12 protein-coding genes are annotated in these 18,090 nt (G+C 71.2%); 9 read left to right on the top strand and 3 right to left on the bottom strand.

The features are described 5' to 3' along the window. The first annotated feature begins 1 nt into the window (after position 1). The 3 genes from ACFFII_RS09150 to ACFFII_RS09140 all read left to right on the top strand — a co-directional run bounded on the left by ACFFII_RS09150 (position 2) and on the right by ACFFII_RS09140 (position 2,956). On the top strand, positions 2 to 799 hold the full coding sequence (locus ACFFII_RS09150; RefSeq protein ID WP_377698582.1) for a quinoprotein dehydrogenase-associated SoxYZ-like carrier: 798 nt from the start codon (positions 2 to 4) through the stop codon (positions 797 to 799). 64 nt (positions 800 to 863) lie between these two features. Continuing rightward, positions 864 to 1,916: an aldo/keto reductase gene (locus ACFFII_RS09145; RefSeq protein ID WP_377698796.1), complete on the top strand. Its 1,053-nt coding sequence runs from the start codon at positions 864 to 866 to the stop codon at positions 1,914 to 1,916. Between the two features lie 71 nt (positions 1,917 to 1,987). Continuing rightward, positions 1,988 to 2,956, top strand: a complete 969-nt coding sequence (locus ACFFII_RS09140; protein ID WP_377698581.1) for an NAD(P)H-dependent flavin oxidoreductase — start codon at positions 1,988 to 1,990, stop codon at positions 2,954 to 2,956. A gap of 22 nt (positions 2,957 to 2,978) precedes the next feature. On the opposite strand, the gene ACFFII_RS09135 is transcribed toward ACFFII_RS09140, so the two are convergent. Then, positions 2,979 to 4,463: a nucleobase:cation symporter-2 family protein gene (locus ACFFII_RS09135; protein ID WP_377698580.1), complete on the bottom strand. Its 1,485-nt coding sequence runs from the start codon at positions 4,461 to 4,463 to the stop codon at positions 2,979 to 2,981. A gap of 142 nt (positions 4,464 to 4,605) precedes the next feature. Between ACFFII_RS09135 and ACFFII_RS09130 the strand changes: the two genes are divergently transcribed. Genes ACFFII_RS09130 through trxA form a run of 6 tightly spaced genes read left to right on the top strand, consistent with a single transcriptional unit; the run spans position 4,606 to position 14,300 of the window. After that, on the top strand, positions 4,606 to 5,457 hold the full coding sequence (locus ACFFII_RS09130; protein WP_377698579.1) for an IclR family transcriptional regulator: 852 nt from the start codon (positions 4,606 to 4,608) through the stop codon (positions 5,455 to 5,457). Between the two features lie 10 nt (positions 5,458 to 5,467). Beyond that, positions 5,468 to 6,907, top strand: a complete 1,440-nt coding sequence (gene tsaE / locus ACFFII_RS09125) for a tRNA (adenosine(37)-N6)-threonylcarbamoyltransferase complex ATPase subunit type 1 TsaE (RefSeq protein ID WP_377698578.1) — start codon at positions 5,468 to 5,470, stop codon at positions 6,905 to 6,907. Continuing rightward, complete coding sequence (locus tag ACFFII_RS09120) at positions 6,904 to 7,587, top strand: nucleotidyltransferase family protein (RefSeq protein WP_377698577.1); 684 nt, start codon at positions 6,904 to 6,906, stop codon at positions 7,585 to 7,587. The genes tsaE and ACFFII_RS09120 overlap by 4 nt, the downstream gene beginning before the upstream one ends. Beyond that, positions 7,584 to 10,520 (top strand): double-strand break repair protein AddB, encoded by a 2,937-nt coding sequence (gene addB / locus ACFFII_RS09115; protein ID WP_377698575.1) that lies wholly within the window; start codon positions 7,584 to 7,586, stop codon positions 10,518 to 10,520. The genes ACFFII_RS09120 and addB overlap by 4 nt, the downstream gene beginning before the upstream one ends. Then, entirely contained in the window at positions 10,513 to 13,941 is a 3,429-nt protein-coding gene (addA, locus tag ACFFII_RS09110) for a double-strand break repair helicase AddA (RefSeq protein ID WP_377698574.1), read from the top strand. The genes addB and addA overlap by 8 nt, the downstream gene beginning before the upstream one ends. Positions 13,942 to 13,979: 38 nt before the next feature. Next, the gene (gene trxA / locus ACFFII_RS09105) at positions 13,980 to 14,300 is read left to right on the top strand and encodes a thioredoxin (protein WP_377698573.1); all 321 of its coding nucleotides are present in this window, start codon (positions 13,980 to 13,982) and stop codon (positions 14,298 to 14,300) included. 35 nt (positions 14,301 to 14,335) lie between these two features. Here the strand turns inward: trxA and ACFFII_RS09100 are convergent, their stop codons facing one another. Together ACFFII_RS09100 and ACFFII_RS09095 are read right to left on the bottom strand one after the other, a co-directional pair. Then, entirely contained in the window at positions 14,336 to 16,027 is a 1,692-nt protein-coding gene (locus ACFFII_RS09100) for a putative bifunctional diguanylate cyclase/phosphodiesterase (protein ID WP_377698572.1), read from the bottom strand. Positions 16,028 to 16,405: 378 nt separating this feature from the next. Further along, positions 16,406 to 18,004, bottom strand: a complete 1,599-nt coding sequence (locus tag ACFFII_RS09095; protein WP_377698571.1) for a M10 family metallopeptidase — start codon at positions 18,002 to 18,004, stop codon at positions 16,406 to 16,408. Positions 18,005 to 18,090: the final 86 nt, after the last annotated feature.

Genomic DNA, 18,090 nt, shown 5'->3' with positions numbered 1-18,090 from the left:
CATGTCCCCTGTCCTTGCCACCCCCATCCGGCTTGCCGTCCTTGCACTGTCGCTTGCGGCCGGACCCACGCTGGCGGCCGACAATCCCCTGCAACCCTCGCCTGCCTGGGAGGACATGCGTTCGGGCGTGATCGGCACGGATACCGAGCCTCCCATCGACCCGGCTGTCTTCGACCTCGACGCACCGATGCGGGCGGAAAACCCGGCGCTGGTCCCGATCCGCGTGACCCAGGCCCCCGGAGCCCCGCGCATCACCAAGCTGGCGCTGGTCATCGACCAGAACCCCGCCCCGGTCGCTGGAGAGTTCACCTTCGGCCCCGCCACCGCGCCCCTCGACTTCGAGGTCCGGGTGCGGGTGGACGCCTATTCCGACGTCCGCGCCATCGCCACGCTGGAGGACGGGCGGCAGGTCATGGCGGGGCGTTTCGTCAAGGCCTCGGGCGGCTGCGCGGCCCCGGCGGGCGGCGGCGCCAAGGCGCGCGAGGGGATGGGCGAGATGCGCTTCCGCAGCGAACCAGCCGACGCTCGCGCGATGGGGACGCTGATGATCCGCCATCCCAATTTCTCGGGTCTGCAGCGCGACCAGGTGACGCTGCTGAACATCCCGGCCGAGTTCGTCCAGACCATCGAACTGAAGCAGGGCGACGAGACGCTGATGACCATGGAGGGCGGCATCTCGATTTCCGAGAACCCCGTCTTCCGCTTGGGCTACAAGCCGAACGGCCAGCCGATCACGGCCCATGCCGAGGACACCGACGGCCGGGTCTTCGACGCAAGCTTCCCGGCCGCGGGCGGTTGACCGGGTTGCACGCGCCAGGCGCCGCTGTCAGGTTGCGTGCGCATCCGCGACAGGACCATCCATGATCGACACACGCAAGCTGGGCGGGCTGGCCGTCAGCGACATCTGCCTGGGCACCATGACCTTCGGCAAGGACACCCCGAAGGACGAGGCTCTGGCCCAGATGGACCGGGCGATCGGCGCCGGGATCACTTTCTGGGACACCGCCGAGATGTATCCGGTGAACCCCGCCGCGGCCGAGACCTATGGCCGGACCGAGGAGATCATCGGCGAATGGCTCGCCTCGCGCGGGGGACGCGACCGGCTGCAGATCGCCACCAAGGCCAGCGGCCCGAACGGCGGCCACACCCGTGGCGGCAAGGGGTTCGAGCCCGGCAACATCGCCCAGGCCGTGGACGATTCGCTGCGGCGGCTGCGGACCGACCACATCGACCTTTACCAGCTTCACTGGCCCAAGCGCGGCAGCTACGCCTTCCGGCAGAACTGGACCTATGACCCGAGCCGCGCCTCGAAGGCGCGCGCGCAGGACCACATGGAGGGCATCCTCGACGCCTTGCGCGACGTGGTCGCCGCCGGCAAGGTGCGCGAGTTCGGCCTGTCGAACGAGACCGCCTGGGGCACCATGTCCTGGCTGGCCGCGGCCGAGCGCACGGGCGGGCCGCGCGTGGTCTCCGTGCAGAACGAATACGGGCCGCTGCACCGGCTTTACGACACCGACATGGCCGAGGTCGGGCACAAGGAGAACGTGACGCTGCTGGCCTATTCGCCGCTGGCCGCCGGGCTGCTGACGGGCAAATACGCAGGCGGCATCCCCGAGGGCAGCCGCGCCGGGAACGAGCGGCTGCGCGGCGGCGAGGGCGACCTGCACGGCCGCGTGACCCCGCGCGGCCTGGCCGCCGCCCAAGCCTGGGGGCAGATGGCGCGCGGGCTGGGGCTGGATCCGGTCCACGCGGCCATCGCCTTCGTGCGGCAGCGGCCCTTCCCGTCGATCCCGATCGTCGGGGCCACGCGGATGACGCAGCTCGACCACCTGCTGGCCGGGCTGGACGTCCGGCTGAATGCCGAGGCCATGAAGGCCATCGACGCCTTCCACCGCGCGCACCCGCTTCCCTTCTGACGCAGCGGCGGGGGTTGCGGCCCCCGCCCTGCCCCGCATCATGACCCGCGTCCGGTCATGAGGGGGGAACCATGCTGCCGCCGATCCTGTCGAACCTGCGCGTGCCGGTGGTCGCCGCGCCCATGTTCATCGTCTCGGGTCCCGACTTGGTCATCGCCCAGTGCAAGGCAGGGATCGTGGGCTCGTTCCCGGCCCTGAACGCGCGCGAGAGGGACGGCGAGCCGCCGCTTCTGGATGCCTGGCTGACCCGCATCCAGGAAGAACTGGACCGCCACAACCAGGCCAATCCCGACAACCCTGCCGCGCCCTTCGCGGTGAACCAGATCGTCCACCGCTCGAACGCGCGTCTCGAACGCGACATCGAGATCTGCCACCGCCACCGCGTCCCGATCTGGATCACCAGCCTCGGCGCCCGCCCCGAGGTGAACGCCGCCGCCCATGACTGCGGCGGCATCGCGCTGCATGACGTCATCAACGCCACCTTCGCACGGAAGGCGCTGGAAAAGGGCGCAGACGGGCTGATCGCCGTCGCGGCAGGCGCGGGCGGTCATGCGGGACCGCAAAGCCCCTTTGCGCTGGTCCAGGAGATCCGTGGGTTCTTCGACGGCCCGCTGCTGCTGTCGGGCGCGATCGCCACGGGCCGGGCGGTACTGGCCGCGCAGGCGATGGGGGCGGACCTCGCCTATGTCGGCAGCCCCTTCATCGCCACCGAGGAAGCGAACGCCGTCACCGACTACAAGCGGATGATCGTGGAAAGTGGCGCCGAGGACATCGTCTACACGCCCGTCTTCACCGGCATCGCCGGCAACTACCTCAAGCCCTCGATCCGCAGCGCGGGCATGGACCCGGACGCGCTGGATGCCAGCCATGGCGAGGGAATGGACTTCGGCAAGTCTGCCGGGAAGGCCAAAGCCTGGAGCCAGATCTGGGGCTCGGGCCAAGGGATCGGCGCGGTGCGCGAGGTGGTGCCCGCCGCCGCGCTGGTGGAGCGGCTGGCGCGCGAATATGCCCAAGCGCGCCAAGCCCTGCTGGAACGGTAAAAGGGGGCCGAAGCCCCCCCGGTCAGTGCGCGTCGGCCTGGGCCGCGGCGCGGGACAACTCGGCCCGGTCAAGCTGGCGCGCGCCGTTGAAGAACCAGTTCAGCCCCACCGCCGAGACGGCCGCCAGCAGGATGCCCGAATGGGTCAGGACCTTGGTGGAGGCGGGCAGCCACTGGTCGAAGTTGCCCGCGATCATCGGGATCATCCCCATGCCCAGCGACACCGCCACCACGAACAGGTTGTGGCGGTTCGCCGCGAAATCGACCCGCGACAGCACACGGATACCCGTGGCCGCGACCATGCCGAACATCACCAGCCCCGCGCCGCCCAGCACGACCGTCGGCAGCGCCTCGACCAGCGCGCCCATCTTGGGGATCAGCCCCAGCACGATCATGATGATGCCGCCCGCCACGCAGACATGGCGCGACCGTACGCCCGTCACGCCCACGAGCCCGACGTTCTGGCTGAACGAGGTATAAGGGAAGGTGTTGAAGATCCCGCCCAGCAGCGTTCCCACGCCATCCGCCCGCAGGCCAGCGGCCAGTCTCGGCTGGTCGATGCGCTGGTCCACGATGTCGCTGAGCGCAAGGAACATCCCCGTTGATTCGATCATCACCACCAGCATGACCATGGTCATGGTCAGGATCATCACGGGATCGAAGGTCGGCGTGCCGAAGTGGAAGGGCTTGATCGGCGCGAACCAGGCGGCGGCCGCGACCTTCTCGAAATGCATCAGCCCCAGCGCGGCGGCGATGATGCCGCCGACCAGAATGCCGACCAGCACGGCGATATTGGCCACGAAGCCGCGGCCGAAGCGGGCGATCAGAAGGATCGTGGCCAGCACGAGAACGGCGATCAGGATGTTGCCGGGCGCGGCGTAAAGCGGGTTCGGCACGGTCGGCGCGAGCTTCAGCCCCTCGGGCACGCCCCCCGCCGCGACCTGCGCGTCCAGCCAGGCCTGCATCGCCGGATCGACCAGCGTGGGCGTGGTCGGCCCCGCCTGCAGGCCGAAGATCCAGTTGATGCCGATGGGCATCAGGCTGACCCCGATGGTCAGGATCACCGTGCCGGTCACGACCGGCGGGAAGAAGCGCAGCATCCGGCTGACAGCGGGCGCAAGAAAGATCGAGATCACCCCCGCCCCGATCACCGCGCCGAAGAGCGCGCGCGCCCCCTCCTGCCCCGGCATGGACTGGGCGATGGCGACCATCGGTCCGACGGCGGCAAAGGTCACGCCCATCATCACCGGCATCCGGACGCCCAGCCATGCCCCCATGCCCAGCGACTGGATGATCGAGGCGATGCCGCAGACGAAGAGGTCGGCCGAGATCAGGAAGGCCACCTCCTCGGGCGGCAGTTGCAGGGCGCGGCCCACGATCAGCGGCACGGCGATGGCGCCCGCATACATGACAAGGACGTGCTGCAGGCCCAGCGTGAACAGGCGCGGCGCGGGCAGCACCTCGTCCACTGGATGAACGCCTGCGCGTCGATGAGTGAGATCGGTCATGTGTCCTCCCCCCGGGCGACGTTCTCAGGCCCGGTTCTTTCCTTCAGACTGCAACAGCGTGCCGGTGCCGCAAAGCCTTTCCCCGTATTTTCCGCGATGCGGATTGCGGGCTGCCGCCAATTGCGTCAGCTTGGCGCGCGCCATGACCGACACCCGCCCGCAGAAAGGCCCTGCTCCCTCCTCTGGCCGCCCCGCGCGCGAGGGTCCGGCGGCGGGCTCCCCTGCCGTGGACCGGGCGCTGATGCTGCTGGAAACGCTGGCCGAAGGCGACGGGCTGTCGCTTTCCGAACTGGGGCGCAAGCTGGGGCTCGCCCCCTCGACGGTGCACCGGCTGCTGGGGGCGCTGGCCGCGCGGCGGCTGGCCGAGGTCGATCTCGCCACGCAGTTGTGGGGCGTCGGTCCCGGCGCCTTCCGCCTGGGCGCGGCCTTCCTGCGCCGCGGGGGCCTGGCCGAGCGCGCCCGCCCGGTGCTGGCGCAACTGGCCGAGGCCAGCGGCGAGACGGCGGTGCTGGCTGTCGCGGACGGCGATTCGGCGCTGGTCGTGGCAGAGGTGCCGGGCGCATCCAGCCTGCGCGCCGTGTTGCCCCCCGGCACCCGCCTGCCCTATCACGCGACCGCGCCCGGCAAGGCGCTGATCGCGCATCTGCCCTTGGCGCAGGTCCGGGCGCTTCTGGGGCGGGCGCCCCTGCCCGCGCTGACGGGGCGCACGCTGACGGACCAGGGCGAGCTGACCGCCGACCTCGCCACCCTGCGCCACGGCGGCTGGTTGACGGAACGGGGCGAATCCGCCTTGGGCCAGAACGGCATCGCCGCCCCTGTTTTCGGGGGTGCGGGCGACCCGGTGGCGGCGCTGGGGCTGGCGGGCCCCTCGACCCGGCTGGACGACGCGGCGCTGGCCGGGCTGGGGCCGCAACTGGCCGAGGCCGCCGCTGTTCTTGGCGCGGCGCTGGGCGGACCGGCCCGGCATCTTTCCCCGGCCGCGCAGGGGCGATAGTTTCGCGGGCATGACCACGCCCCTTCCCGCCCTCGCCGCCCTCGGCGACGCCGACGAAACGCTGACCGCGACCCTGGCGCGCGTGCTGGGGGCCGTCCTGCGCCCCGGCGACACGCTGCTGCTGGAAGGCGCCGTCGGTGCGGGCAAGACCCATTTCGCCCGCGCCCTGATCCGGTCGCGCCAGGGCGATGCGGCCGAGGACGTGCCCAGCCCCACCTTCACCCTAGTCCAGACCTATCGCGACGCGGCGGGAGTCGAGATCTGGCACGCCGACCTTTACCGCCTGACCGACCCCTCGGAACTGGTGGAACTGGGCCTGGACGAGGCGATGGAGCAGGCGGTCACCCTGATCGAATGGCCGGACCGACTGGGCGCGCCCCTGCCCGGCGCGCTGACGGTGGCGCTGACGCCAGCGGGCGAGGACCGCCGCCAGATCGTCCTGTCGGGCGATCCAGCCCGTTGGCGGGGTGTCGCGCGGCTGCTTCAGATCGCGCAATTCCTGCGCGGCACGCCCTGGGCCGAGGTGTGGGTCGAGCCGCTGGCCGGGGACGCCTCGGCCCGGCGCTATTTCCGGCTGCACGGTGACCAGGGCAGCGCCGTCCTGATGGACGACCCCACCGGCGCGATGGCCCCCTATCTCGCCATGACAGACTGGCTGCGCCAACGCGGCTTCCACGCCCCTGCCATCTTGGCCGAGGCCGAACCGCAGGGCCTGCTGATCGCCGAGGATCTGGGCGACGATCTCGTGGCCCGCGTGCTGGACCGCGCGCCCGAGACCGCGCCCGCGATCTACGACCGCATCACGGACCTGATCGTGGACCTGCACGCCCATCGCCCGCCGGAGTTCGTCCCTGCGCTCGACGGCCCCGCATTGGCGGAACAGGTGGCGCTGTTCGCAGACTATGCCGCCGCTGCAGGTGCCCCCGGTGCGGGCACAACGGTGCCGCAAGCCGTCGCCGCCCTTCATGCCGATCTTTGCGCCGACGCGCTGCCGGTCGTGTCCTTGCGCGACTTCCATGCCGAGAACCTCGTCTGGCAGGGCGAGGCGCCCCTTGGCCTTCTGGACTTCCAGGACGCCGTGGCCACGCATCCGGCTTATGAACTGGCCTCGGTCCTGCAGGACGCCCGCCGTGACGTGGCGCCCGAGATCGAGGAAGGCGCGATCGTCCGCTATCTGACCGCGACCGGCCTGAATCATGCCGCGTTCCGTGCCGCCTATGCGTTGCTGGGCGCGCAGCGGAACCTGCGGATCATGGGCATCTTCACGCGGCTCTGCCTGAGGGACGGCAAGCCGCGCTATCTGGACATGATGCCGCGCGTCTGGGCGGCGATCACCCGCAACCTGTGCCATCCGGCGCTGGCGCCGCTGGCCGCCGCGCTGGCCGACGTGCCCCCGCCCACGCCCGAGATCATCGCGGCGATCCGCGCCCGTTGCGGGACCGCGCCATGAGCGCCCCCGACAGCCTGATGCTGTTCGCCGCCGGCAAGGGGACGCGCATGGCCCCCCTGACGGATGTGACGCCGAAGCCGCTGATCCCCGTGGCCGGCCGCCCCCTGCTTGACCATGCGCTCGCGCTCGCCCGCGTGGGGGGGGCGCGGCGGATCGTGGTGAACACCCATCATCTCGGGCAGCAGATCGTCGATCACCTTGCGGGCAGCGACGTGGTCGTCTCGGACGAAAGCGGCGCGCTGCTGGAAACCGGCGGCGGGCTGAGGAAGGCCCTGCCGCTGCTGGGTCCGGGGCCGGTGCTGACGCTGAACCCCGACGTCGTCTGGACCGGGCCGAATCCCGTCGCCGCGCTGCGGGCCGCCTGGGACGACCGGATGGACGCGCTGCTGATGCTGGTCCCGGTGGACCGCGCCCAGGGCCGCATCGGCGGAGGCGATTTCGCGTTGGACGCAAGGGGTCGCATCGCGCGCGGCGGACCCTTCGTCTATACCGGTTGCCAGATCATCCGCACCGAGGGACTGGACGGGATCGACGCCGAGGTGTTCTCGCTGAACCTCCTCTGGGACCGCATGATCGCGCAGGGCCGCGCCTATGGTCTGGTCCATACGGGCGGCTGGTGCGACGTGGGCCGCCCCGACTGCATTCCGCTGGCCGAGACAATGCTGAGAGAGGCCGCATGACCGAGATGCAGGGTCTTTACGCGCTGCCCCCCGGTGTCGATTTCGCGGGCGAGGTCGTGCGCGGCCTTCTAAACCGCATGAGCCATCTTCCGCCCGAGGCGCTGGCGGGCGTCACGATCTACGGCAACTCCAGCCACACGCTGCGCGCGATCGAGGCCGCCTTCCACGAAGCAGGCCCGGTGCTGCTGCCGCGCCTGCGGCTGCTGGCCGAGATCGGCAGCGAATGCGGCTTCCCGCCCCCCGCACCCCCTCTGGCACGGCAACTGGAACTGGCGCATCTGGTCGCCCGCGCGATGGCTGGGGACGACACCGGCCAGTCGGTTGCCGCCATGACCCGCTCGCTGGCCGAACTCATGGCCGAGATGCAGGCCGAGGGCCTGGGCGCCGAGGCGCTGGACGGCATCGACGCCGAGGATCACGCCGCCCACTGGCAGCGCGCCCTGGCCTTCCTGCGTATCGCCGCGCGCTTTCACCTGGACGGCGGCCCCATCGACCGCGAGGCCCAGGCGCGCGCGGCGGCCGAACGGCTGGCCGCCGACTGGGCCGAGGGGCGCAACCTGCCGCAGGGGCCGGTGATCGTCGCGGGCTCCAGCGGCTCGCACGGGGCCACGCGGTTGTTCATGGAGGCCGTGGCGCGCCTGCCCCAAGGGGCGGTGATCCTGCCGGGCTACGACCCCGCCCTGCCCGAAGCTGTCGCCGCCATGCTGCGCGAGGGGAACGAGGATCACCCGCAAGCGCGGCTGGCGCCGCTGGCTGCCTCCTGCGGGGCACCGCGCCCCTGGACCGGTGCGGCACCTCCAGACCCGGCGCGGAACCGGCTTCTCAGCCTTGCCCTGCGCCCCGCGCCCGTGACCGACCAGTGGGTGGCCGAGGGGCCTTCGCTGGGCGATCTCGGGGTGGCCGCCGCCGGCATGACGCTGATCGAGGCCGACAGCCCCGCCGACGAGGCGGGCGCGCTGGCCGTCCTGATCCGCGACGCCATCCATCGGGGCGAAGAGGTCACGCTGATCTCGGCCGAGCGGGGCCTGACGCGCCGGGTCGCCGCCGCGCTGGACCGCTGGGGGATCATCCCCGACGACAGCGCGGGCGTGCCGCTGCCCCTGACCGCCGCCGGCCGCTTCGCCCGCCACATCGCGGAACTGCCCGGCCGCCCCTTGGGGATCGACACGGCGCTGATCCTGCTCAAGCACCCGCTGACGGCGACGGGCCGGGGCCGCTGGGCCCGCCGCGCCCACCTGCTGCGCACGCGCGAGCTGGAGCTGCACCTGCGCCGCAACGGTCCCGCCTTCCCCGACGGCGGGGCGCTGCGCAAATGGGGCGAACAGCCCCGGCGCGGCAAGCGCGACGAGGCCCGCGTCGCCTGGGCCGAGGGCATCGCCGCGCTGCTGGACGCGACCCTGCCCCTGATCGCCCACGCAGGCCCCCTGCCCTTGGCCGAACGCGCCGCGCGCCACCGGCAACTGGCCGAACTGTGGGCCGCCGGGCCCGACGGCTCGGTCGAAGCCTCGGCGCTTTACGCCGAACGGCCCGGAGAAAAGCTGCGGGCGGTCATGGACCATGTCGCGCTGCACGCCGCGCGGGGGCCCCTGATGTCGGCGCGCGACTTCGCCCGGCTGCTGTCGGACCAGCTGCAGGCCCAGGCCGTGCGCGCGGATGTCGAGGCACATCCGCTGGTCCGCATCCGCGGCCCGCGCGAGGCCCGGACCGAGGCGCGGGGCCTCGTGATCCTGGGCGGGCTGAACGAGGGCGGCTGGCCGCAGCCCTTGGACCCCGATCCTTGGCTCAGCCGTCCCATGCGGCGGCAGGCGGGGCTGTCCCTGCCCGAACGGCGCATCGGGCTGGCCGCCCACGACTTCCAGATCGCCGCCGCCGCGCCAAAGGTCGTCCTGTCTCGCGCCCATCGCAGCGACGAGGCCGAGACGATCCCCTCGCGCTGGCTGAACCGGCTGGTGAACCTGATGAACGGGCTGGGGTCGCAGAACGGGCCAGCCGCGCTGGCCGCGATGCGCGCGCGGGGCCGGCACTGGCTGGACTGCGCGGCGGCGCTGGCCGCACCCGGCCCCGCGGACATGGCGCCGCTGTCGCCCCGCCCTTCGCCGCGCCCGCCAGCGCCCGCGCTGCGCGAACTGTCGGTCACGGCCGTGTCACAGCTGATCCGCGACCCTTACGCGATCTATGCCCGCCACGTCCTGCGCCTGCGCCCGCTGGACCCGCTGCGCCCCGAACCGGACGCGGCCGAACGCGGCAACGTCCTGCACGCCATCATCCAGGCCTTCCTGTCGCCGCCGCCCGCGCCCGACCTGCCGCCTGAGGCGCTGATGGCGCGGCTGATGGAGGCGGCCGACCGCGTGCTGGCCCAGGTGCCCTGGCCCTCGGTCCGGCTGTTCTGGCGCGCCCGGATTGCTGGCATCGCCCAGCAGCTGGTGCGCGACGAGCACGAGCGGCTGCAACTGGGCACGCCCTTGGCGGTCGAAACGCGCTACCAGATCAAGGTCGCGGGGATGGAGTTCACCCTGACGGCCCGGCCCGACCGCATCGACCGTCTGGCCGACGGCACCGCCGTGATCTATGACTACAAGTCCGGCACGCCCCCCAGCCGCCCGCAGATCCTGAGCTTCGACAAGCAGCTTCCGCTGGAGGCCGCGATGGCCGAGCGCGGCGTCTTCGGTTCGCCGATGAAGGTCGCGGACCTGCGCTACATCCGCCTTGGCGGCGACGGCGAGACGACGCCGCGCGGCTGGGACGCCGAGATGCAGCAGACATGGGACCAGTTCGTGGCCCTGATCTCGGCCTATGTGCGGGGCGAGCACGGCTTCACCGCCCGCCGGGCGATGGAACGCACGGGCTTTGGCTCGGACTATGACCACCTCGCCCGCTATGGCGAATGGTCCGAGGCCGATCCGCCGCAAGCAATACGGGTGGGGCATGAATGATCTTTCGGTGAAGACGCTCGGACCGGACCCAGCGACACGCGCACAACACGTGGCGGCGGACCCCGAGCGGTCCACCTGGCTGACGGCCAACGCGGGCTCGGGCAAGACCAGCGTGCTGACCGACCGGGTGGCGCGGCTCTTGCTGGCAGGGACGCGACCCGAACGCATCCTCTGCCTGACCTACACCAAGGCCGCCGCGACCGAGATGCAGAACCGTCTGCTCAGGCGCCTGGGCGAATGGGCGATGCTGGACGACGCGGCGCTGACCCAGCGGCTGGCCCGCATGGGCGTGGGCGCGGGTGCCGACCTGAACGCGGCGCGGCGGCTGTTTGCGCAGGCCATTGAAACGCCGGGCGGGTTGAAGGTCCAGACGATCCACAGCTTCTGCGCGGGCGTCCTGCGGCGCTTTCCGCTGGAGGCCGGGGTGCCCCACGGCTTCGCGGAACTGGACGAGCGCAGCGCCGCCAACCTGCGCGCCGAGATCATCGAGGCCATGGCCCGCGACGGCGCGCCCGAGATGGCCGACCTGCTGGCGCTGCAATCCGACAGCGGGCTGGACGGCTTTCTCGGCAGCTTGCGCGACTATGACCAGCCGCCCTGCGCCCGGACGCTCTGGGGCGACTGCGGGCTGCCCGAGGGCTTCGACGACGCCGCTCTTCTGGCGCAATGCTTTGACGGGGACGAGGCGACGCTGATCCCCGCACTGATTCCGCTGCTGCGAGCGGGCGGCAAGACCGACGCCAGCGCCGCCGAGAAGCTGTGCAAGGGCGCTTGGGACCGCGCGGGCTTGGACGAGCTTGCGATCCTGGAACAGGTGCTGCTGACGGGCGAGGGCGCCAAGGCGCCCTTTGCCGCCAAGATCGGCGCCTTCCCGACCAAGGCGCTGCGAGAGGGCGCCTGTGCGGCGCTGATGGACCGGCTGGACGAGCTGATGTCCCGCGTCGAGGCTGCCCGGCCCATGCGGCTGCAACTGGCCCACGCCCAGCGCACGCTGGCCCTGCAGCGCTTCGGCCATGCCTTCTGCCGGCGCTATGCTGCGGCCAAGACGGGGGGCGGCTGGCTCGACTTCGACGACCTGATCCAGCGGACGGCAAAGCTGCTTGATCACCCGACCATGGCGCAATGGGTGCTGTTCCGTCTGGACGGGGGGATCGACCACATCCTCGTGGACGAGGCGCAGGACACCTCGCCGCTGCAATGGCAGGTGATCCAGCGCCTGACGGACGAGTTCACGGCCGGTGCGGGCGCCGCCGACCGGCCGCGCACCCTGTTTGTCGTGGGCGACCCCAAGCAGTCGATCTATTCCTTCCAGGGCGCCGACATCGCCGTCTTCGAAACGCGCCGGTCCGAGTTCTCGCGCGCCTTCCAGGCCGCGGGTCAGCCCATGCAGGACGCGGCGCTGCGCCATTCCTTCCGGTCCTCCCCCGCGATCCTGCGGCTGACCGATGCGGTCTTCCAGGGCGAGGCCGCCCAAGGGCTGGGCGACACCCCGGCGCATATCGCCTTCCACGAGGGGATGCCCGGCCGGGTGGACCTCTGGCCTCCCGTGCCCGATCCCGAAAAGCCCGCGCCCATGCCCTGGCATGCGCCGGTGGACACGGTCGCGGCCAACGCCGCCCCCCGCGTGCTGGCCGAGGCGGTGGCGAAGGCCGCCCGTGACATGATCGGCACGCCCATCACCCTGCGGAACGGGCAGGTCCGGCCGCTGCGGCCGGGCGACATCCTGATCCTCGTCCAGCGCCGCTCCGCGATCTTCCACGACATTATCCGCGCACTGAAGCAGGCCGGGCTGCCCGTGGCGGGCGCCGACCGCCTGCGGCTGGGGGGCGAGCTTGCGGTGCGCGACATCCGCGCCGTCCTGTCGGTGCTGGCCACGCCCGAGGACGACCTGTCGCTGGCCGCCGCCCTGCGCTCGCCCCTGTTCGGGCTGACGGAGGACGAGCTTTACCGCCTGGCCGCCCCGCGTCCCGGCCTGCTGATCGAGGCGCTGCGCAAATCCCCGCACGAACAGGCCCGCGCCCTGCTGGCTGACTTGCAGGGGCACGCGGATTTCCTGCGGCCCTATGACCTCATCTCGCGCCTGCTGGTGCGCCACGGTGGCCGCGCCCGGCTGATCGGGCGCCTGGGCCCCGAGGCCGAGGACGGCATTGACGAGCTTCTGTCGCAGGCGCTGACCTACGAGACGACGGAAACGCCCTCGCTGACGGGCTTCCTGGTGTGGCTGGCCGACGACGAGGCGCAGGTGAAGCGCCAGCCGGGGGCCGCGGCGGAAGGCGGCGGGCTGATCCGCGTGATGACGGTGCATGGCGCCAAGGGGCTGGAAAGCCCCGTGGTGATCCTGCCCGACTGCGCCAGGCGGAAGGGCGCAGGACGCGGCGCGCCCACGATCCTGCCCGACAGCGGCCCGCCCGCCCATTGGCGCGCGGCCAAGGCCTGGCAGACGCCGCAGGTGCAGGAATGGATCGCCCGGGACCAGCAGCGGCAGGAAGAGGAACGGCGGCGGCTTCTCTATGTGGGGCTCACCCGCGCGGAAAGCTGGCTGATCGTGGCGGCGGCGGGCGAGACCGGCACGGGCTGCGAAAGCTGGCACGCGATGGTGGCGGATGGATTCGCCCGCGCCGAAGGGATGATGCAGGCCGACCTGCCCTGCGAGTGGGGCGACTGCGGCATCCGCCGCCTGTCCTTCGGCGACTGGCCCGCCGAGGCGGCGGCCGAGGCCCCGCCCGCGCTGCTTGAAACCTCCCTGCCCGACTGGCTGCGCGAGCAGGCCCCCGCGATGCCCCGCGCGCCCGGCCCCGTGGCCGCGACCGCGCTGGGGGGCGAGAAGGTGCTGCCCCTGGACCTCGCCACCGGCAGCGTCGGCGACCGAGAAGCCGCGCTGCTGGCCGGCACCCGGCTGCACCTGCTGTTGGAGCATCTGCCCGGAATCCCCCCCGAAGAGCGCGCCGCCCGCGCCCGCGACCTTCTGGCAGGCTCCGAGGGCGGGCTGCCTACGGAAGCCGAACTGTCGGCCTTGCTGGAGGAGTTGTCGGCGCTGCTCGAGGCCGAGGAACTGGCGCCCCTTCTGTCCCCGGCAGGCGCCACGGTCCTGCGGGAGGTGGCGCTGTCGGCACCCCTGCCGAACGGGCGCCGGCTTTCGGGCACCATCGACCGGCTGGTCGTCACGCCCGACCGCGTCACCGCCATCGACTACAAGTCGAACGCCGCCGTCCCTGCCTGTCCCGAGGACGTGCCGGAGGGCTACCTGCGCCAGATGGCCGCCTATCGCCATGCCCTGCGCGGCATCTATCCGGGCCGTGCGGTGGACTGCGCGATCCTCTGGACCCGCGCGCGTTCGGCCATGACGCTGCCTGACCCCCTGCTGGACGCCGCGTGGGAGGCCGCCATGCGCGCCCTTGACCCTGCGGGGGCGGGCCCATAGCTCTGCCCTGACCTCAGATCCCCGCAAGGAGCTTTCCCATGGCCACGTCCAAAGCCACCGACGCCGATTTCGACAGCGTCGTCCGCCAGTCCGATGTCCCCGTCGTCGTGGATTTCTGGGCCGAATGGTGCGGCCCCTGCCGCCAGATCGGCCCGGCGCTGGAAGAACTGTCGGATGAATACGCCGGCCGCGTGAAGATCGTGAAGGTGAACGTGGACGAGAACCCCGACATCCCGGCGACACTGGGCGTGCGCGGCATCCCGGCCCTGTTCATGTTCAAGGACGGCGAGGTCGTGTCCAACCGCATGGGCGCCGCGCCCAAGGCCTCGCTGAAGGCCTGGATCGACGAAGCCGTCTGATCCTGAACGCCGGACGCCGCCCATCCGGGCGGCGTTCAGGCCACCGCGGCCCGGGCCGGGTAAAGCTCGGACAACCGGCGCGGGCGGTCGTAGTAATAGCCCTGCACCAGCCGCACCCCGGCCGCGCGCAGGCATTCGAGTTCCTCGTCCGTCTCAATCCCCTCGGCCACCACGGACAGTCCCAGGTCGTCGCAAAGGTTGACGACATGGCGCAGGACCATCCAGGCCCGGTCGGCGGTGCAGCAGTCGGCGATGAAGTCTCGCGACAACTTGATCCCGTCGAACAGGCCCGAGCTGACATGGGACAGGGCCGCGTATTCCGTCCCGAAGTCGTCCAGCACCAGCCGGAAGCCGTGCCGCCGCAGCGCCTCGACCTCTGATCCGGGCGCAACGGTGCTGACCGCGACGCTTTCGGTCAGCTCCAGCGTCAGCCGTGCCGGGTCCAGCCCGTGCGCGTGCACGATCCCGGCCGCTCCCTCGGCAAAGCCCGGCTCGGCCAGTTGCCGGGCCGAGACGTTGATTGCCAGCCGGAGGTCTGCGGGTGCCCGCAACAGGTCGGCACAGGCGCGGCTCAGGACCCAGCGCCCCATTTCCCCGATCATGCCGTGCTGCTCGGCCAAGGGGACGAAGACCGAGGGCTCGATGCGGCCATGGGTGGGATGCTGCCAGCGCAGCAGCGCCTCGAAGGCGACCGGGCTGTCGCTGTCCAGCGAAACGATGGGCTGGTATTCCAGGAAGAACTCGTCGTTGCGGCAGGCGGTGCCGAGGGCGTGCAGCAGCGTCTCGCGCGCATCGGCCTCGTCCTGCATCGCGGGGGTGAACTGCAGGGCCGAACCGGGCTGCGCCTTGGCGGAATACAGCGCCAGATCCGCCTGCCGCAGCACGGTCGAGACGGGATTGCGCGCAGTCCAGTCCGCATCGGCAATGCCCGCGCTGAAATCCGGCACGCAGAAGACGGGGCCGATCGTCATCCCCGCGGCGCAGGCCGACTTGAGCCGCGCGCAGAGCGCCCGCGCCTCGTCCGCGTCCGCGACCACCGCGCAGAACTCGTCCCCGCCCATGCGCGCGCAGACGGCATGGGCGGGTGCGCAGGCGACCAGCGCCTGGGCAAGACGCACTAGGAAGCGATCACCGATCTGGTGGCCGTGAAGGTCGTTGATCGCCTTGAAGCGGTCCACGTCGATCAGCACCACGGTCGCAGTGGCGTCCTTGCCGCGCAGGCGGTGAAGATGCTCGTACAGGGTGCGCCGGCTGCCCAGGCCCGTCAGCGCGTCCCGTTCCGCCAGATAGCGCGCGCGTTCCAGCGCCAGCCGCTCCTCGTGCATGTCTTCCAGCGTGCCGACCCACTCGGCCGGGCAGCCCTCGGACTCGGGGATCAGCACGCCGCGGGCCCGCACCCAGCGCCAATGGCCCTGAGCGTCCCGGACACGGCATTCCACCTGCAGGCTATCGCCATGTTCCAGACAGCGGAAATCCAGCCGCGCGCGATCCTCGGGGTGGAAGCGGTCCAAGCTGGCCCGGCCCAAGGCCAAGTGGTCGGGCTGGCCGGTCAGGGCCTCCCAGCCGAGGACGGCACGGATGCGCCCCGCCAGATCCGCCCGCCACAGCACCAGCGCCCCTGCCTTCAGCGCCGCGCGATAGCGATCGCTGCTGCGCTGAAGATCAGCCTCGGCGCGGCCCGACGCCCCGCCGTCGAAGCCGAAGTCGTCGTGGTGCGAATCCGTCATGGTTCATCCGCCAGCGGCAATTGCCCCTTTTGTATAGGTAAACGCCTGCCGGTCAAAGAAAATCCCTCGCCTTGCAGGCTTCCCGGGAAAGCCTCAACCGAAGGGATGATGCCCTGACGCCTTGCGCGCCACTGGGACCGCACCAAGGCTGCCGCATCTGGCCAAGATCAGGACGGTGCGCCTTTCAACCGCCTTTCCCTGCAGCCAAGCCGAGGCACTGCCGAAGCCAAGGTCCGGCAAGCCAGATTACTCCGCATGCAAAGGGACCCGCCGCCCGAGTCTGCGCCTCATGTCCCAACAGTGGACAGACGGTCACAGCAAAGGGTGGCCCCTGTCAGTCCTTGGCGTCAGCCCCTGCGAGTCCCCGGCAGGCAGGCGTCACCACAGGAAGTCGTCGGACCCCAGTTCGGCCAGCCTTGTCCATTCGATCCGCAGCACATCGCCGCCCTGCCGGAACTCGACATGATTGCCGGCCTGGACCAGCTGGCCGCGCACGTCGGCCCATGTGTCCAGCCCCGCGAAGCTGCGCAGATCAATGACGTCCTGCGCCTCGTCGAAGTTGCGGATCGTGTCCAGCCCGTCGTTGAAGACGAAGCGGTCCACCCCCGCGCCGCCGCGCAGAAGATCGCTTCCTGCCCCGCCGTCCAGCACGTCGCGGCCGCCCTCTGCCGCCAGATCGTCGTTGCCGGCCCCGCCCAGCAGGGTGTCGTCGCCCGCGCCGCCGATCAGGATGTCGTTCCCCCCGCCGGCCTGGATCCGGTCGGCGCCGTCCTGCCCGAACAGGCGGTCGCCGCCATCGCCGCCGTCGATCTGGTCGTTGCCGCCGTTGCCCGAGATCGTGTCGGAGCCCGCGGCCCCGAGCAGCCGGTCGGCGCCCGCGCCACCGATCAGCGCATCATTCCCGGCCCCGCCATCCAGGAGGTTCGCCCCACCCGAATCCGTCAGCCGGTCGTTGCCTGCGCCACCGTAAAGCGAGTCGTTTCCCGCACCCCCGATCAGCTGGTCATCGCCATCCTCGCCCCACAGCCGGTCATTGCCGTCGCCGCCGTTCAGCACGTCCGCTCCGCCGCGGCCATAAAGCTGGTCGGCCCCCGCGTTGCCCGTCAGCCGGTTGGCCGCGCCATTGCCGACGATCGTGTCCGCGCCAGCGCCACCGGTCGCATCCTCGATCATCGTGTCGGGGGCGATCTGCATGTTGCCCACCGCGCCCATCACGTTGGAAAATGCGCCTGGCGTCAGGTCGATCCGCTGCGCCGCGCTTGTGCCCGAGAAGTTCACCGCGTCCCGCCCGCCGTGGTCGGCGATCAGGAAGGTCGCCCCTGCCCCCAGACGCGCCGCCGCGTCCAGCGAGCCGCCTGCGTTCGAGTTCACGCCATAGGTCGTGTTGCCCATGTGCATGTTCGAGGCGCCATACATCTGCCGCAGCGCCAGATAGTCGGCCAGCATCGGGGTCAGGTGATAGGCCTTGGTCGCGTTGACCCAGGTGTTCTCGTTCTGGTCGAAATAGGACATGATGCTCATCTGCCAACTGTCGTTGGCGATGGCGGACTGCCTGAACTCCTCGACCCGGTCATAATCCTGCGGGTGGCCCAGCCCGAGGGCGTGCAGGGTTTCGTGCACATAGGTGCGGAAGGCAAAGCTGCCGTAACTGTCGCCCGGCTCGACCCGGTCGGCCGCGATCCGCACGGTCGCGTTGTTGATGGTGGTCCCGGAATAGGTCGTGCGCGTGTTGGCGCCCGAGCCCTCGTGGCCATAGGTGATCTTGGCCGAGCCCGCCGTTTCGCGGAAGTTCAGCCCGGTCATCCGGGCGATCTCGGCCAGCGCATTGCGGGCCAGGCTCTGTTCCTGCGCGGTCAGGGCGGTGATGTTGACGGTGATGGCGCCGTCCGAGCCCGGCCGCATGGTGCGGATGGCGCCTTCCCCGTAATTGCTGGTCATCAGGCGTTGAGCGAACTGCTGGGCGGTCAGAACCTGCATGGCTGAATCCTTCCGGTCGTGGCGGACCCAAGCCTAGGCAGGGATGACCCGGCCCGCCAACCTGTGATTGCGATCTTGGTTAATCA

This window comes from Paracoccus niistensis (genome assembly GCF_042432925.1).
Lineage (GTDB): Bacteria > Pseudomonadota > Alphaproteobacteria > Rhodobacterales > Rhodobacteraceae > Paracoccus > Paracoccus niistensis.
Note: the sequence above shows the minus strand (reverse complement) of the source record. Positions and strands in the feature narration are given on the sequence as shown.

Coding starts and splice junctions, on each gene's coding strand:
- trxA (WP_377698573.1), top strand. CDS start 13,980: ATGGCCACGTCCAAAGCCACCGACGCCGATTTCGACAGCGTCGTCCGC.
- ACFFII_RS09120 (WP_377698577.1), top strand. CDS start 6,904: ATGAGCGCCCCCGACAGCCTGATGCTGTTCGCCGCCGGCAAGGGGACG.
- tsaE (WP_377698578.1), top strand. CDS start 5,468: ATGACCACGCCCCTTCCCGCCCTCGCCGCCCTCGGCGACGCCGACGAA.
- ACFFII_RS09150 (WP_377698582.1), top strand. CDS start 2: ATGTCCCCTGTCCTTGCCACCCCCATCCGGCTTGCCGTCCTTGCACTG.
- ACFFII_RS09140 (WP_377698581.1), top strand. CDS start 1,988: ATGCTGCCGCCGATCCTGTCGAACCTGCGCGTGCCGGTGGTCGCCGCG.
- ACFFII_RS09100 (WP_377698572.1), bottom strand. CDS start 16,027: ATGACGGATTCGCACCACGACGACTTCGGCTTCGACGGCGGGGCGTCG.
- addB (WP_377698575.1), top strand. CDS start 7,584: ATGACCGAGATGCAGGGTCTTTACGCGCTGCCCCCCGGTGTCGATTTC.
- ACFFII_RS09130 (WP_377698579.1), top strand. CDS start 4,606: ATGACCGACACCCGCCCGCAGAAAGGCCCTGCTCCCTCCTCTGGCCGC.
- ACFFII_RS09095 (WP_377698571.1), bottom strand. CDS start 18,004: ATGCAGGTTCTGACCGCCCAGCAGTTCGCTCAACGCCTGATGACCAGC.
- addA (WP_377698574.1), top strand. CDS start 10,513: ATGAATGATCTTTCGGTGAAGACGCTCGGACCGGACCCAGCGACACGC.
- ACFFII_RS09135 (WP_377698580.1), bottom strand. CDS start 4,463: ATGACCGATCTCACTCATCGACGCGCAGGCGTTCATCCAGTGGACGAG.